Genomic DNA, 15,570 nt, shown 5'->3' with positions numbered 1-15,570 from the left:
GGCGCAGATGATGGCGGTCAGGCCGACTGCGGTGACAACCCATAGCCACAGGGGGACGTTCAAATCCACTACCTTTCACCCGCGCAGGAAGTACCCACCCGACACGCTACCCAGCGCGCGTCGGGCGAGTAATCCCTGGTGATCGGTCTCTAGTGGGTACCTGTCCTCGGTTTGAGCCCTCGGGCGCCCCTCCGCCGCTCCTTGGCCTCGAACAACGCCGCCAGACCCGGCAGGGTCAACAGGAACAGACGGCGCATCGCTTCCATCTCCCTAACCGAGGTCCACAGGAACCCCGCGTAGAGGTGGGACATCGTGAACCGCGTCGCACCTGGGAAGTGGAAGTAGGTCATGTCGGCCTGACCCCGCGAGAACGAGTCGAACAACCCGAGGGTGGCGTGCACACCGATCAGCGAGATGAAGCAGAAGAACAACGCGCCGAGGAGCTGCCCGCCCACGCTGGCGAACGAGTCGGACATGGCCTGCAACGCCGCCGACCGGTCACCGTTCTCGATCAGGTCCCGCTTCCGAGGGAGCCGCTCACAACCCCGTGGCCGGGGGGTTGTGAGAATCCATCGTTGGACCTCCAGAGGAATTCTGCTGTGCGGCGGTTCGCGGGACTCCGCACCCTGTCCCCCCGGCGAGGACGCCTCTCGCTGCCTGCTCGACCCCTGCTTGTTCACCCATCTCCTACGGGCCGGCCAAACCTGGCCGGCCCTTTGGCCGCCGCCGCGCGATCACCCATCGCCGGCGGCGACCACATCCGTGTGGCGGACCGTCAGCCGATCAGGCCGGCTGCCCTGGCCCACCGGTACTTCGCGCCGAGCACGGCCACCGGGCGTTCCGTCGTGTACGGGTAGGCCACGATCCGGTGCTCGAACAGGTAGTCGCTCGCCTGCTCGACCTCGGTGTCACCCGCGAGCGACGCCACCACCGGCTTGTCGATGCCCTTCGCGCGAGCCTCCTCCACCACCCTGGCGGTCAGCTCGGCGAACACCATCGGCGGCGTCACGATCGTGTGCCAGTAGCCCAGGATCAGCGCGTGGATGCGCGGGTCCTCCAGGCCGAGGCGGATCGTGGCCTCGTAGGTCGACGGCGGCTCGCCACCGGTGATGTCGATCGGGTTGCCCGCCGCGCCGAACGGCGGGATGAACCTGCGGAACGCCTCGTCGAGGTCCGGCGGGATGTCCATGAGGGACAGTCCCTCCGCGACACACGCGTCCGAGAGCAGCACCCCCGAACCGCCGGCGCCGGTGATGATGACGACGTTCTCACCCAGCGGTGTCGGCAGCAGCGGGAGGCCGCGCGCGTACTCGAGCATCTCGTTCAGGCCGGGCGCGCGTACCACGCCGGCCTGGCGCAGGATGTCGTCGTACACCTTGTCGTCGCCGGCGAGCGCGCCGGTGTGCGAGCTGGCCGCCCGGGCACCCATGGCCGTGCGGCCCGCCTTCAGCACGACGACCGGCTTCTTCTTGGTCATCCGCTTGGCGGTCTCGACGAACGCCCGGCCGTCCTTGAGGTCCTCGAGGTGCATCGCGACGCACTGCGTGTTGTCGTCGTGCTCGAAGAAGGTCAGCAGGTCGTCCTCGTCCACGTCGGACTTGTTGCCCAGGCCCACGATCGCGGACACACCCATCTTGGTGGTGCGGGCGAACCCGAGGATCGCCATGCCGATGCCGCCGGACTGGGACGTGAGCGCCACGCCGCCCTTGACGTCGTAGGGCGTGCAGAACGTCGCGCACAGGTTCCGCGGCGTGTAGTAGTAGCCGTAGATGTTCGGGCCGAGCATGCGGATGCCGTACTCGTGGGCGATGCCGACGACCTCGTCCTGCAGCTCGACGTTGCCGGTCTCGGCGAAGCCGCTCGGGATCATCACGGCCGCCGTGACGCCCTTCTTGCCGCACTCGGTCAGCGCGGACGGCACGAACTTGGCCGGCACCGCGAACACGGCGACGTCGACCTCACCGGGCACGTCGCCGACCGACCGGTACGCCTTGCGCCCCTGGATCTCGTCGGCCCTCGGGTTGATCGGGTGGATCTCCCCCGCGTAGCCGCCGTTGATCAGGTTCTTCATGACCGAGTTGCCGATCTTGCCGGCCTGGTCGGACGCGCCGATGACCGCGATGGAACGCGGGTTCATCAGCCGGTTCATCGCCGTGAGGATCTCCTCCTGGCTGTGCTGCACCGGCTGCTTGCGTGCGTGCGTCTCCAGCAGGATCCGCACGTCGGCCGCGACCGCGCCGCTCGCCGAGGCGAACACCGGGTTGAGGTCGAACTCGCTGATCTCCGGGAAGTCGGTGACGAGCTGGGACACCCTGCTGATCACGTCGGCCAGCGCGTCGAGGTCCACCGGCTCGGCCCCGCGAGCGCCCTGGAGGACCTCGGCGGCCTTGATGCCGGTCACCATGCCCCTGGCCTCGGCCGCGTCCACCGGCGCGAGCCGGAAGGTCACGTCCTTGAGCACCTCGACCAGCACGCCGCCGAGCCCGAAGGCGACGACCTTGCCGAACGTGCCGTCGGTGGTCGCGCCGACGATGACCTCGTGGCCGCCGCCCACCATCGCCTGGATCTGCACGCCGGTGATGTCGGCGTCCGCCTTGTACGCCCTGGCGTTGGCGATGATCTTTTCGTACGCCGCCCGCGCCTCGGCCGCGCCGCTGACGCCGACGATCACGCCGCCCGCCTCGGTCTTGTGCAGGATGTCCGGCGAGACGATCTTCGCGACGACCTTCGTGCCGATCTCCCCGGCGAGCCGTGCCGCCTCGTCCGCCGACGTGGCGAGACCCTCACCCGGGGTGGGGATCCCGTACGCGTCGCAGACCCGCTTGCCTTCCGGGGCGGTGAGCGAGTCCCGTCCAGCGGCCCGGACCTCGTCCAGGACCGCACGTACGACCTCTTTGTCCACGTGGGACGGTGTTGCCGTCATGATCCTCAGATCACTCCACTCGCCTTGAGTTCGGCCATGTCGCTCTCGGACAGGCCGAGTTCGCTGCCGTAGATGTCCTGGTTGTGCTCGCCCAGCAACGGGGAGCGGCGCACCTCCGCGGGTGAGTCCGACAGCTTGATCGGCATGCCGACCGTGGTGAACTCACCCCGCTCCGGGTGGTCCACCTTGACGACGATCTCGTTCTCCGCCAACGACTCGTCCTCGATGATCTCCTTGGTGGACAGGATCGGGCCGCAGGGAATGTTGTGCTCGTTGAGCTTCGCGAGCACCTCCAACTTGCCGTGGACGGCCGACCACTCCTCGATGAGCTGGAACATCTTGTCCAGCTTGTTGAGGCGTGCCTCCGGGGTGGCCCACTCCGGGTCGTTGGCCAGCTCGGGACGCCCGATCAGCTGGGTGATCGGCGCCCAGCCCACCGGCTGGACGATCACGTAGATGTAGTCGTTCGGCCCGCCGGGCGCGCACTTGATCGCCCAGCCCGGCTGCCCACCGCCAGATGCGTTGGCAGAGCGTGGAACCGTGTCACCGAACTCCTTGTTCGGGTACTCGTGGAGCGGGCCGTGCGCGAGCCGTTGCTGGTCGCGCAGCTTGACCCGGCACAGGTTGAGCACGGCGTGCTGCATGGCCACCGTGACCCGCTGCCCCTCGCCGGTGTGCTCCCGCTGGTAGAGCGCGGCCAGGATGCCGGCCACGGCGTGCATGCCGGTGCCGGAGTCACCGATCTGCGCGCCGGTCGCCAGCGGCGGCCCGTCCGGGAAGCCGGTGGTCGACATCGAGCCGCCCATGGCCTGCGCGACCACCTCGTACGCCTTGAAGAACTTGTACGGGCCGTCGCCGAAGCCCTTGATGGACGCGTAGATGAGCCGGGGGTTGATCTCGCGCAGCTTCTCCCACGAGAAGCCCATCCGGTCCACGGCGCCGGGACCGAAGTTCTCCGCGAGGATGTCGAACTTCTTCACCAGCTCGGTGAACAGCTCCTTGCCCTTGGGGTCCTTCATGTTCAGCGTGATGCTGCGCTTGTTGCAGTTCAGCATCGTGAAGTACAGGCTGTCGACGTCCGGGAGGTCACGCAGCTGCTTGCGCGTGATGTCGCCGGTGACCGCCTCGAGCTTCACCACGTCCGCGCCGAGCCACGCCAGGATCTGCGTCGCCGACGGTCCACTCTGGACGTGCGTCATGTCGAGGACCCGCACGCCCTCCAAAGCCTTGCGCATGTGCAAGCCCCTTGACTTGTACATGGTCTGGTTCACCGTCCCCGGCGCGTACACCTCGGGATCGACCCAGACGTTGATCAGCGACGGCAGACCGCTGTCGCGGGCCCGTTCGAGCGCGGGCCGGATATCCTTGGGGTCACGGACCTCCTCGCCGTAACCGCCGAGCATCTTCGCGAACTCGCTGTACCGGATGTCGCCCAGCGTGTTGCCGACCCGGCCGCGGTCCGCGCCGTACTTCTGGATCTGGCCGTAGCGGATCTGGTTCATCGACGAGTTGTTGCCGACGATGCCGACGAACGGCAGGTTGAACCGCACCAGCGTCTCGAAGTCGAAGCCGGTCAGGGAGAACGCGCCGTCGCCGAACAGTGCGACGACCTCCTTGTCCGGGCGGGCGTACTTGGCCGCCATCACGAACGGCACGCCGACGCCGAGCGTCCCGAGCGGCCCGGGGTCCATCCAGTGGCCGGGCGACTTCGGCTGCACGACCTGGCCGGAGAAGGTGACGATGTCGCCGCCGTCGCCGATGTAGATCGAGTCCTCGGTCAGGAACTCGTTGATCTCGTGCACCAGCCGGTACGGGTCGATCGGCGAGGCGTCGGAGTGCTGGCGCGGCAGGCGCTTCTCGTACGCCTGGGTCTCGACCGCCCGCAGTTCCTCCAGCCACGCCTTGCGGGCGACCGCGCCGTTGTCGACCCGGCCGGATGCGGCCTGGGTGACCGAGGACAGGACCAGCCCGGCGTCGCCGACGATGCCGAGGTCGATGTCCCGGTTCTTGCCGACCGTGCGGTAGTCCAGGTCGATCTGCACGACCGTCGCGTCCGGGGAGAGCCGCTTGCCGTAACCCATCCGGAAGTCGAACGGCGTGCCGACGATGATGATCAGGTCGGCGTTCTGGAACGCGTAGCGGCGGGACAACTGCAGGTGGTGGGGGTCGCCCGGGGGCAGCGTGCCGCGGCCGGAGCCGTTCATGTAGGCGGGGACGTTCAGCGCGCGGACGAACTCGGCGGCCGCGTCGGTGCCGCGGGTGGTCCAGACCTGGCTGCCGAGCAGCACGCACGGCTTCTCCGCGCCCACCACCAGGTCGGCCAGCCTCTCGACGGCCGCCGGGTCACCGGCACTCCTCGTGGACGCCCGGTAGGCGCCGGCCTTGGGGATGCGGGCCCTCGCCACCGAGACCTTCGCGTCGAGCACGTCGCGGGGGATCTCCAGGAAGGACGGGCCGGGTGCGCCGAGGAAGCACTCGCGGAAGGCCATCGACACCAGGTCCGCGACGCGCTCGGTGCTGGGCACGGTCGCGGCGAACTTGGTGATCGGGCTCATCATGTCGACGTGCGGGAGGTCCTGCAGCGAGCCCATCTTGTGCTGGCTGAGCGCGCCCTGGCCGCCGATCAGCAGCATCGGGCTCTCCGCACGCAACGCGTTGGCCACCCCGGTCACCGCGTCGGTGGTGCCCGGACCGGCGGTCACGACCGCGCAGCCCGGCTTGCCCGTGATGCGGGCGTAGCCGTCGGCCGCGTGGGCCGCGACCTGCTCGTGACGCACGTCGACGACGTCGATGCCCTCGTCGACGCAGCCGTCGTAGATGTCGATGATGTGCCCGCCGCAGAGCGTGAAGATCACGTCCACGCCTTCCGCTTTGAGCGCCTTCGCCACCAGATGTCCGCCGGAGATCATCTCCGGGTTCTCCGGCGTGTCTGCCTGTGAAGCCATCTGCGTCGTCATCTCCTTATCGGGGGGCTAGGCGCATACTGCATACCGTATGACTCTAGTGAGGACCACCCTCCGGGTCCAGGGCCTTCAGTCGCGCCAGTCGCAGGCGGTGCCCGACCGCTCCTCGGTCAGGTCAGCGAGTCGCGCGGCGGCCTCGCGCGGATCCACACCCCGACCGACCGCGACACCCAGCAGGTACGCGGCCATGACGGCGGTGTGTCTCCCCTCCGCGCGCGACACTTCCCTCGCGAGCTCGATGACCAGCGCGGTGCTGGCCTGACCTGCGTCGATACCGAGTCGAGCGCCGGCCTGCGCGGTCCAGTCCGCGATTCCGCCCATGCTCACCACTTCTCGTTTCACCGAATATCTCATACTGTATGCTGCATACGATTTTTAGACAAGAACGGAGCTCGCGGTGAAAGTTGCTGTTCTTGGGGCCGGCGCCATCGGCGCGTACGTCGGTGCGGCACTGCACCGGGCTGGAGTCGAGGTTCACCTCATCGCCAGAGGCCCCCACCTGCGGAAGATCCGAGAGTCGGGCGTTCAGGTGATGAGCCCCCGAGGAGACTTCGAAGCCCGCCCTCTTGCCACCGACGACCCCGCCGAGGTGGGTCCCGTCGACCACGTCTTCCTCGGCCTCAAGGCGAACAGGTACGCCGAGGCCGGTCCGATGATCAAGCCGCTGCTACACGACAGGACCACCATCATCGCGGCGCAGAACGGCATCCCGTGGTGGTACTTCCACGGGCTGGAGAGCGGTTACCGCGACCACCGCATCAACAGTGTCGATCCTGGCGGGGCCGTGAGCGCGGCACTACCCGTCGAACGGGCGATCGGCTGCGTCGTGTACGCAGCGACCGAGATCGCCTCCCCCGGCGTGGTCAGGCATCTCGAGGGGACCCGCTTCTCGATCGGCGAGCCGACGGGCGAGATCTCGCCGCGCTGTGTCTCCTTCTCACAGGCCATGATCGCCGGCGGCCTGAAGTGCCCGGTCGAGCCGGACCTGCGCAAGGACATCTGGCTCAAGCTGATGGGCAACATCGCCTTCAACCCGATCTCCGCGCTGACCAGGGCCACGATGGCCGGTATCTGCCGGCACGGGGACACCCGGTCGGTGGTGGTCAGGATGATGCGGGAGACCCTGGACGTGGCCGCCCGCCTCGGCTCCCACCCGGAGATCTCGATCGAACGCCGCCTCGCGGGCGCCGAACGCGCCGGCGAGCACAGGACGTCCACGCTCCAGGACCTGGAGAAGGGCAAGCCGATGGAGCTCGACGTGATCCTCAAGGCCGTGGTCGAGCTGGCCGACCTCACCGGTGTCGAGGCCCCGACCCTGCGAGTGGTCGCGGCCCTGGCCGACCTCCTGAACATCCAGGCCACGGCGGCCTGACCCTGGTGGGGGTGCCGGCGTCGCCGCCGGACACCCCCACCAGGGCACCTCGCCCCCTGACGTCACCGGTTCCGCCACCAGGACCGTCACCGACCACCTCGCCGGCTCGTCCCCGGTGTGCCATGCCGTCCCTGCCATGCCGTCCCTGCCATGGTGGCCCGCGGGTGGGGACGCGTGGTCAGCATCGCGTGCGTCGTCGGCAAGGAGGGCGACCCCGACCTGTCCTCCTGGCCGACGAGCATGGGCGCGCCGGCGCGTGTGAACGGCTGTTCACGGTGCGGCGCATGGGGTTGTGTGCGAGAGGTGGCTCAGCTGGTCGGCCGGCTCACGTCGGAACGGTGAGGCTCACGACGGGCGTGGGGTACGACATCAGCGGCCGTGCGTGCTACTAGGCGCTTACGGTTATCGGTAGGTACAGCGTTCCCGGGATGTGGTCGTCCGCCAGGAGCAGGACCCTCGCCAGGACCGCTGGCGCGGGCCCCCGCTCCCGCCAGTAGATCAGCCTCGGGTCCAGCACGTCCTGGTCGGGCGGCATCCGCGTGGCGACGGCCTTGTCCTCGCCATGGATCTCGATGACGTCGATGACGTCGTCGTGGGCGCGAACACCCACGACGGCCACCACGTCACCGTGCTCGTCCCTGGGATCCACGAAGCGAAAGCCGCGGTTGACCAGGGCACGCAACTGGGCATCGACGCTTGTCGCGGCGGTGCCGGTGGAAGACATCAAGCCCTCCGTTCTCCGATGCTCACGGTGTTGTTCACAAAGGACACGAGTGAGCCGGCCGGGACCGCGAGCACGGGCCCGTGGGGGTCGCGGGAGTTGCGTACAGCCGCCCGCTCGCCGAACCAGCTCATTTCCACACAGTTCCCGACCGCGCCGCTGTAGCTGCTCTTCCGCCACGTCGCACCTGGGAGATCATCCGCTGACGCGCCGTTCCGAATCTCGGTCATGGCCCCACCCTTCCGAGTTTCAAACTGTGAGTGCATCTGCACGTGCATTCTGCCTTTGCACCATAACACCGCAACTTGCAGAGGTAAATGCACGTGCATTCGTACGGGCGTGCACAAGGCGCGGGATGATCGCTACTCAGGGTGTACCCCGTTTGGGGTTATAAACCCAACGTTCGTCACTGTCGGCAACGCATTGCCCCAGCTTGAGATCTCGACAGTGTGAACCGGATGCACGACGGCTAGTCAACTGCGTATTCCTGTGCATGCTGCATAACGGTTCTGCTACACGGGAAGCGTCACCCGAATGTAGGAAACCTATTGGGGTACAACTCCGCTCAGTTATCCGCGCGGAACTTCGACAGCAACTGACGGCTGCGGTCCGGCGTCTCGGCGTCCACCGCGAGCCGGTCGATGATGCGGCCGTAGACCTCGAGCTCGTCCACCCGGTCCAGGTACAGCGCGCCGCTCTGGTGCTCGATGTAGACGATGTCCGGCAGCGTCGGCTCCGCGAACCGCAGGATCGAGAACGCCCCCTCCGCCGCGTACCCGCTCATCTGGTACGGCAGGATCTGCAGCGTCACGTTCGGCTGCCGCGTCAGCTCCAGCAGGTACTCGATCTGCTCGCGCAGCACCTTGTGGCCGCCGATCGGGCGGTGCAGCACGGACTCGTCGACGACCGCCCACAACCGGGGCGCGCCCTGCCGCGTCAGCACCTTCTGCCGCTGCATCCGCAGGGCGACCCGGCGCTCGGCCTCGGCGTCCATCAGCTCGGGCCGGCCGTGGCTCACGACCGCCTTGGCGTAGTCCTCGGTCTGCATGAGGCCCGGCACGAACTGCAGCTCGTGGCACTGGATCAGCGACGCGGACTCCTCGAGCCCGACGAAGTCCTGGAACCAGTTGGGCATGGTGCCCGAGTACCGGTGCCACCAGCCGCGCTCGTTGGACTTGCGCACCATGTCGAGGAACTGGGCACGTTCCTGCTCGTCGTGCACGCCGTACAGCGACAGCAGGTCGGCGACGTCCCGTTCCTTGAACCCGACGCGGCCGAGCTCCATCCGGCTGATCTTCGAGTCCGAGCCGCGGATGTAGTAGCCGGCGTCCGCCCGGGAGATGTCGGCGGCCTCCCGCAGACGGCGTAGCTGTGCACCGAGCACGATCCGTCGCGCCGTCGGCGCGCCGGACGAGTCGCCACCGCCGAACCTGGGAGACTCCTCGTAGCGAGGGTCTTCCGCGGTCATCGTCGCCTCCAGCGTGGGTTCGTTCCGACATGCAATGGCAAATGCCAACCCATTCAGGGTACGCGGTCTGACCAGACTTTGAGGAGCCCGACCGCTCGGTGTTCCCCTTATGGTGACATCCCGTGACGAGCCCCGAGCACGATCTCACCACTCCGGGCCCGCACCCGCCCACGACCTGACCGTCCGGGTGAAGTCGAGGTCCGCCGCGGTGGAAGTCCGCCGCGCGAACCCGTCCTGCCCCCGGCGACAGCCTGGCTGAGGGGCGGTACAGATCATGCTCCTGGCGCGTCGCTCCTGGCGTCCTTTGCCGGTCCCGTTCCCCATTTGGAGCAGTGCCGGGCCCTCGGCTGCCGGGGCCGGTCCGCACCCTGGTCGACAGTCACCAAAGGCCCACTTCCTGGCGGTCCGGTACCGTGAGAGCTCCGGACTGCCCCCAGGGAGGACGGGTGGACGAGGCAATACCGAGAGCTGCCGACCCGCTGGTCGGCCGCGCCGTTCGCCTGTTCGAGTTCCTCGCGCGGGCGCAGCAGCTCAGGAACTCACCACCCCGCACCGTCGACGGGTACCGCTCCGCGCTGTGGCTCCACGCGCTGCCCGACCACCCGGCCGTCAGCTCCGCGCACCGTGGCGATCCCGAGCCGGAGGCCGACGTCGTCACGATCGAGCGCGTCGCCCGGCACGACCCGCCGCCGCCGGAGGAGCTGGCGCCGTGGCTCGCCGGCTGGCGCGACCCGGACAGCACGCCGGCCCTGGCCGCCGACGCCCCGGCCGAGCTCACCGAGCAGTACGTCAGCTGGCTGGTCGCCTGGCACGCCTGGGCCGAGCGGGAACGCCGCGACCGGCCCGTCCGCGCCTGCTACGCCCAGCTCTTCGCCGCCTACGTCGCCGCGAACGGCAACCCCGAGGAGCTGGAGCTGGTCATCGGGGTCGGCAGCCTCGCGTGGGCGGCGCCGGGCGTGCAGCGGCACCTGCTGACGGCGCCGGTCGGCGTCCGCTTCGACGACGACACCGGCCGCCTGACCGTCCACCGCGTCGAGTCGGTGGCCACCGCGGACGTCGAGCTGGACATGCTCGACCCCGGTCTGGTGCCCAACCCCCGGCACGTCGACGAGATCCGCGCCGCCGCCCGCGACCTCGACACGCATCCGCTGCACCGCAAGGAGACCGGCGCGCTCGTGCGCCGCCTTGTGCACGCGCTCGACCCGGACGGCGAGTACCGTGACGACGACGTGCCGCCGAAGCCGCAGGCCGGCGCGGTCGCCGCCTACGCGCCGGCCGTGATCCTGCGCAGGCGCTCGCAGCAGGGCATCGTCGAGATCTTCACGACGATCGTCGAGCAGCTGGCCACCGAACAGCGGGTGCCGGACGGGCTCGCACCGCTCGTCGACCCCGACCACCGCCCGCGCCAGCACACGCCGGACAGCGAGGACGGCGCACTGGTCGAAGTGGACGGTGACGCCTTCCTCCCCCTACCGGTCAACGAGACCCAGCTCCGCATCGTCCGCCAGGTCGACCGGCAGGCGCAGACCCTGGTCCAGGGGCCACCCGGGACCGGCAAGACGCACACCGCGGCCGCGCTGCTCTCCCACCTGCTCGCGCAGGGCAAGCGTGTCCTCGTCACCGCGCACACCGACCGCGCGCTGCGCGAGGTCCGCGACAAGCTGCCCACCGAGATCAAGCCGCTGTCGGTGGCCGTGGTCGGCTCGTCCCGTGAGGACATGTCGGACCTGAAGGTCGCGGTGGAACGCATCGCGGCCGCCGCCACCGACCACGACGAGGACGCGGCGGCCACCACGATCCGCCGCTGCCTGGCCGCGATCGAACGCCTCGGTCTGCGCCGCGCCGAGCTGCACGACGAGCTGGTCGAGGCCCGCCGCGACGAGGTCCGCGAGCACGAGCACGCCGGCTACCGGGGCACGCTGGCCGCGATCGCGCTGAAGCTGCGGCAGCAGGAGCCGCGGTTCGGCTGGCTCCGCGACCACGCGGACGTGCGGGCGGACAGCGAGCCGCCGCTCACGACCGCGGAAGTCCTGGAGTGGCACGGGTTCCTCACCGACACCGCGCTCGTCGCCGACGAACCCGAGGCGGGACAGCGGCTCGTCGAGCTGGGCACCGCCCCGGCACCGCAGGTGTTCACCGAGTTCGTCGACACCGAACGCGTGGCCGCCGCGACCGAGGCACGGCACGCGGACCTCAGGCGGCACCCGGCCTTCGAGGCGGTGCGCGGCATCGAACCGGCGGCGCGCGCCCAACTGCGCAGGCGGCTGTCCGAACTGGCCGACGAGGCCGATGACCTCGCCCGTCGCCGCGAGACGTGGATGGCCGAGGCGCTCGCGGACATCCGCACCGGTCGCGCCCGCCTGTGGCACGCCCGCGCCCAGCAGATCGCGCAGCTGCTCGAGCAGGCCGGCACGCTCGTCGACCAGCTCGGCCCGCTGACCGAGGTCGAGGCCTCCGGCAGCGTGAACCCGCTGGTGCCGCTGGCGAAGCAGCTCCACGCCCACCTCGCCGGCGGCGCACTGAGGACCGGCCCGAGCGGACTGCCGAAGATCGGTGCCCTCACCCCGAAGCCGGTCAAGCAGGCGCAACCGCTGTTCGAACAGGTGCTGGTGGACGGCGTGGCGCCGACCTCGGCGGCGCAGGTCGGCGCGTTCCTCCTGTGGGCGGAGGCCGGCCGGGTGCTCGCGGTACTGGACAAGGCGTGGCCGGGTGGTTCCCGGCTGCTGCCCACGGATCCGCCGCACGAACGGCTGGCCTGGCACCGCACCGAGCTGGACCAGCTGCACCGCGTACTCGCACTGGGCGAGGCGTTGGAGCTGGAGCAGCGCCGGTTCGCCGAGGCCGGCCTCCCCCGCGCCGACTGGACGGACCTCGACTCGGTCCGCCGCTACGCCAACCTGGTCGACGTGGCCGCCTCCGTCGACGCACACGTCACCGCCACGATCCCGCTGCGCCGCCTGGAGTCCGCGGTGTCCACGGTGGCCGGTCGGGTGGACGCGGCACCGTGCGTGCCGGCCCTGCTGGCGGCGGTCCGCGACCGCGACCCGTCCGCGTACACGACGGCCTACCAGCGGCTCACCCGGCTGGTCACGGTCCGCGCCCAGCTCACCCGCCGGGACTCGCTCGCCGCGTCGGTGCCGCCGCGGTTGCGTGCCGCGGTGCGGGCCAACCCCGCCGTGTGGGGCGAGAGACTGGCGAGCTTCGGCGAGGCGTGGACGTGGGCGGCGGTCAGCGCCTGGGTCGCCGACCGCGGCTCGACGGACGTCAACGCGGTGCAGGCGGAGATCACGCTGACCGAGGAACGCATCCGCCGCGAGGTGGAAACCCTCGCGGCGACACGGGCCTGGCGCCACGCGGTGTCCCCCGACCGGCTCACCGGCCAGGCGCGGGCGAACCTGGAGCACTACGCGTACCTGGTCCGCCGGCTCGGCAAGGGCACCGGGAAGTACGCGGCGCAGCGGCGTGCCGAGGTCCGGCAGGCCATGGACCGCTGCCGCTCCGCGGTGCCGGTGTGGATCATGCCGATCTACCGGATCGCGGAGCAGCTGCAGATCGCCAGGGACATGTTCGACGTGGTGATCGTCGACGAGGCGTCGCAGGCGGGCCTGGAGGCGACGTTCCTGCAGTACCTGGCGCCGCGGATGGTCGTGATCGGCGACGACAAGCAGGTGTCGCCGACGGCCGTTGGCGTCGACCAGCAGCAGCTGCGTGACCTGGCCAACCAGTACCTGGCCGACGACCCGTACCGCTCGGCCTGGCAGGACCCGCAACGCAGCCTGTTCGACGAGGCGAAGATGCGCTACCGCGGCCTGTTGACGTTGACCGAGCACCGCCGCTGCGTCCCGGAGATCATCGGCTTCTCGAACCGGGTCGCGTACGAGCCGGACGGCATCCGCCTGGTGCCGGTCCGCCAGTACGGCGCGGACCGGTTGGACCCGATCCGCGCGGTGAACGTGGGCGACACGGTCGAGGGGACCACCAACAAGGTCAACGCGGCCGAGGTCGAGGCCATCGTCGAGCGGCTGGAGAAGTGCCTGGCGGACCCGCGCTACGACGGCAGGACGTTCGGCGTGATCTCGCTCCTCGGCGCCGCGCAGGCGAAGGCGGTCGAGCGCCGGCTGCTGGAGCGGGTGGCCCCGGAGGACTGGGCGGCGCGCAAGCTCCAGTGCGGCGACTCGGCCGACTTCCAGGGCGCCGAGCGCGACGTCATGTTCCTGTCGATGGTGGCGGGCGCGTCGGACCGGGTGGTGCCGCTGACGCGTGAGATGTTCGTGCAGCGGTACAACGTGGCGGCGTCGCGGGCGCGGGACCAGATGTGGGTCTTCCACTCGATCCCGCTGGCCGCCCTGTCGAACCCGGAGGACATGCGGTTCCAGCTGCTGGACCACTGCTACGGCGTGATGTCGGCCGACCGCTCGGAGGGCGTGCTGACCACGGCGGTGCCGCCGGACGTGCGGGTGGAGCCGTTCAACTCGCTGTTCGAGCAACGCGTGGCGAACCGCCTGGTGGGCCTGGGGTACGCGGTGGTCCCGTCGTTCTCGGTGGAGCGGCCGCGCCTGGACCTGGTGGTGGTCGGCGCGCACTCCCGCCTGGCCGTGCTGTGCGAGGGCGACACGTGGCAGGGCGCGCCGGCCTACGAGCGGGACCTCGCCACCCAGCGGGACCTGGAACGCTGCGGCTGGCACCTGCACCGCATCCGCGAGTCGGCCTTCTACGCCGACGAACCCCGCGCGATGGCAGCTTTGTTGAGCCGGCTGCGCGCACTCGACATCGCCCCTAAGGGAGACCCCGGTCTTTCCCCGGAATGACGATTTCGCCTGGTCGGGCGCGTTGCGGCGAGCGCACCATGGAGGCATGACCCACGAGTTGACCCGCTCCCAGGTGCTCGCCATCGCCGAGCAACGGGACCGGCGCTTCCAGGTCGAGGCACGGATCAACGTCGTCGTGCACGACCTGGACGCGCTCCGCGCCGCCGCCCGCCGAGCCTTCGACCACGGCCGGTTCCCGACCGAGCAGGAACGCGCCAGGGCATGGGCGGCCATCGAGAACGACCCGGCGAGCCTCATCGGCCAGGCACTGGACTTCGCCCGCCTCACCGAGGACATCCCGGGCCTGCTACCCCATTCCGCCGAGTGGACGGTCAGCCGGGACACCTGAGGCGTGGCGATGGCCGGAACCGGCCGTGATCAACCGTGCACGGGGTCACCGCGGACGACGTGAGCCCGGGATGTCCGCCTCGATGTGGGCCGCCGTCTTGAGCAGCGGTGGCAGCAGGTCGCGACGCATGGCCTCCAGCGACGTCCGGCTCGCGTGGGCGGACACGTTCACCGCGGCCACCACCCGCCCGGTCCGGTCCCGCACCGGCGCCGCCAGTGCGCGCAACCCTTCCTCCAGCTCCTGGTTGACGAGCGCCCAGCCCTGCGACCGCACCTTCGCGACCTCCGCGCGCAGCGCGTCCGCCGAGGTCACCGTGCGCGCGGTCAGTGGTTCGAGGACCACGGCCGACAGGTACTCCTCCAGTTCCTCCGCCGGCATCCCCGCCAGCAACACCCGCCCCATGGAGGTCGCGTACGCCGGAAAGCGCGTTCCCACGCTGATCGCGACGGTCATGATCCGCGACACCGGTACTCGCGCCACGTAGACGACGTCCTGTCCGTCCAGCACCGAGACCGACGACGACTCGTTCACCTCGGCGACCAGCGACTCCAGGTGTGACTCCGCCACCTCCGGCAGCGACAGCGACGACAGGTACGCGTACCCCAGCTCCAGCACCCGCGCGGTCAGCGAGAAGAACCGTCCGTCGCTGCGCACGTATCCCAGCGACGCCAACGTCAACAGGAACCGCCGCGCCACCGCGCGGGTCACGCCGGTCCGCGCCGCCACCTCCGACAGCGTCAGCTCGGGATGTGCCTGGTCGAACGCCCGGATCACGGCGAGCCCACGCTCCAGCCCCTGCAGGAACGTACCCGTAGACGCCTCACCGGCCATCGGCTACTCTTTTCGTTGAAAGAAGAATCTTTCGCTCAGCGAAATTCTACCGGAGTTGCCGATGACAAGTCCAGTGCCCCTGGCCGAGGCGATCGCGGCGCACGTCCACGACGGGGACACGGTCGCGCTGGAGGG

At 69.9% G+C, this 15,570-nt stretch carries 11 protein-coding genes; 3 read left to right on the top strand and 8 right to left on the bottom strand.

Annotation, left to right across the window (positions count from 1 at the left end):
• Positions 1-149: 149 nt before the first annotated feature.
• From ACJ73U_RS09010 to ACJ73U_RS08995, 4 genes are all read right to left on the bottom strand, one after another.
• Positions 150-680: an Nramp family divalent metal transporter gene (locus ACJ73U_RS09010; RefSeq protein WP_407777089.1), complete on the bottom strand. Its 531-nt coding sequence runs from the start codon at positions 678-680 to the stop codon at positions 150-152.
• A 95-nt stretch (positions 681-775) separates the two neighbouring features.
• Positions 776-2,923, bottom strand: a complete 2,148-nt coding sequence (locus tag ACJ73U_RS09005) for an acetate--CoA ligase family protein (RefSeq protein WP_407777088.1) — start codon at positions 2,921-2,923, stop codon at positions 776-778.
• A 5-nt stretch (positions 2,924-2,928) separates the two neighbouring features.
• On the bottom strand, positions 2,929-5,868 hold the full coding sequence (gene frc / locus ACJ73U_RS09000; protein WP_407777087.1) for a formyl-CoA transferase: 2,940 nt from the start codon (positions 5,866-5,868) through the stop codon (positions 2,929-2,931).
• A gap of 87 nt (positions 5,869-5,955) precedes the next feature.
• A complete protein-coding gene (locus ACJ73U_RS08995) occupies positions 5,956-6,228 on the bottom strand; it encodes a DUF6457 domain-containing protein (RefSeq protein WP_407777086.1) in 273 nt (90 codons plus the stop codon).
• Between the two features lie 55 nt (positions 6,229-6,283).
• On the opposite strand from ACJ73U_RS08995, the gene ACJ73U_RS08990 reads away from it, so the two are divergent.
• Positions 6,284-7,258 carry a 2-dehydropantoate 2-reductase gene (locus ACJ73U_RS08990; RefSeq protein WP_407777085.1) on the top strand — a complete coding sequence of 325 codons (975 nt, stop codon included), beginning with the start codon at positions 6,284-6,286 and terminating at the stop codon, positions 7,256-7,258.
• A gap of 388 nt (positions 7,259-7,646) precedes the next feature.
• Here ACJ73U_RS08990 and ACJ73U_RS08985 read toward each other — a convergent pair whose 3' ends face one another.
• The 3 genes from ACJ73U_RS08985 to ACJ73U_RS08975 all read right to left on the bottom strand — a co-directional run bounded on the left by ACJ73U_RS08985 (position 7,647) and on the right by ACJ73U_RS08975 (position 9,447).
• Positions 7,647-7,982, bottom strand: a complete 336-nt coding sequence (locus ACJ73U_RS08985) for a hypothetical protein (protein ID WP_407777084.1) — start codon at positions 7,980-7,982, stop codon at positions 7,647-7,649.
• A complete protein-coding gene (locus tag ACJ73U_RS08980; RefSeq protein WP_407777083.1) occupies positions 7,982-8,209 on the bottom strand; it encodes a DUF397 domain-containing protein in 228 nt (75 codons plus the stop codon). Before ACJ73U_RS08980 ends, ACJ73U_RS08985 begins: the two co-directional genes overlap by 1 nt.
• A 335-nt stretch (positions 8,210-8,544) precedes the next feature.
• Positions 8,545-9,447: a helix-turn-helix domain-containing protein gene (locus ACJ73U_RS08975; protein WP_407777082.1), complete on the bottom strand. Its 903-nt coding sequence runs from the start codon at positions 9,445-9,447 to the stop codon at positions 8,545-8,547.
• A gap of 446 nt (positions 9,448-9,893) precedes the next feature.
• Here ACJ73U_RS08975 and ACJ73U_RS08970 point away from each other — a divergent pair, with 446 nt between their 5' ends.
• A complete protein-coding gene (locus ACJ73U_RS08970; RefSeq protein WP_407777081.1) occupies positions 9,894-14,255 on the top strand; it encodes an AAA domain-containing protein in 4,362 nt (1,453 codons plus the stop codon).
• Between the two features lie 46 nt (positions 14,256-14,301).
• Positions 14,302-14,604: a hypothetical protein gene (locus ACJ73U_RS08965; protein WP_407777080.1), complete on the top strand. Its 303-nt coding sequence runs from the start codon at positions 14,302-14,304 to the stop codon at positions 14,602-14,604.
• A gap of 45 nt (positions 14,605-14,649) precedes the next feature.
• On the opposite strand, the gene ACJ73U_RS08960 is transcribed toward ACJ73U_RS08965, so the two are convergent.
• Positions 14,650-15,435 (bottom strand): IclR family transcriptional regulator C-terminal domain-containing protein, encoded by a 786-nt coding sequence (locus tag ACJ73U_RS08960; protein ID WP_407777079.1) that lies wholly within the window; start codon positions 15,433-15,435, stop codon positions 14,650-14,652.
• Positions 15,436-15,570: the final 135 nt, after the last annotated feature.

This window comes from Actinophytocola sp. (genome assembly GCF_045807065.1).
Lineage (GTDB): Bacteria > Actinomycetota > Actinomycetes > Mycobacteriales > Pseudonocardiaceae > Actinophytocola.
The sequence above is the reverse complement of the archived record's forward strand: the minus strand, read 5'-3'. Positions and strand labels throughout refer to the sequence as shown.